Genomic DNA, 258 nt, shown 5'->3' with positions numbered 1-258 from the left:
CTATGACCAGCCGAGTCAAGTTTACTTTCCGGCGCGCAGCGCCCGGAAAAATACCGAAGAGGAACTCGATCCAACTTGGCAAAACGAAGATATTGTCGCGGTCAGAAAGGTGTTCGCGCTATTTGACGGCATCATTAAGAAGACAACGGGGCGCCTCCAAATCATCGTGCTAGATCATGCGAACGAGGAAGTTTGGGGAGGGCTTAACAACGTTCACCTTGTCGAAGAGTGGCGTGGCAAAGGTCTTGTGCCGGAGAC

At 52.3% G+C, this 258-nt stretch carries 1 protein-coding gene; it reads left to right on the top strand.

Features of this window, described 5'->3' with window-relative positions:
- The coding region (locus tag SB752_RS32820) for a DUF3732 domain-containing protein (RefSeq protein ID WP_410719567.1) at positions 1–258 on the top strand (258 nt) is incomplete at both ends.

The organism is Brevibacillus sp. SIMBA_040, from assembly GCF_046535075.1.
GTDB lineage: Bacteria > Bacillota > Bacilli > Brevibacillales > Brevibacillaceae > Brevibacillus.
The sequence above is the reverse complement of the archived record's forward strand: the minus strand, read 5'-3'. Positions and strand labels throughout refer to the sequence as shown.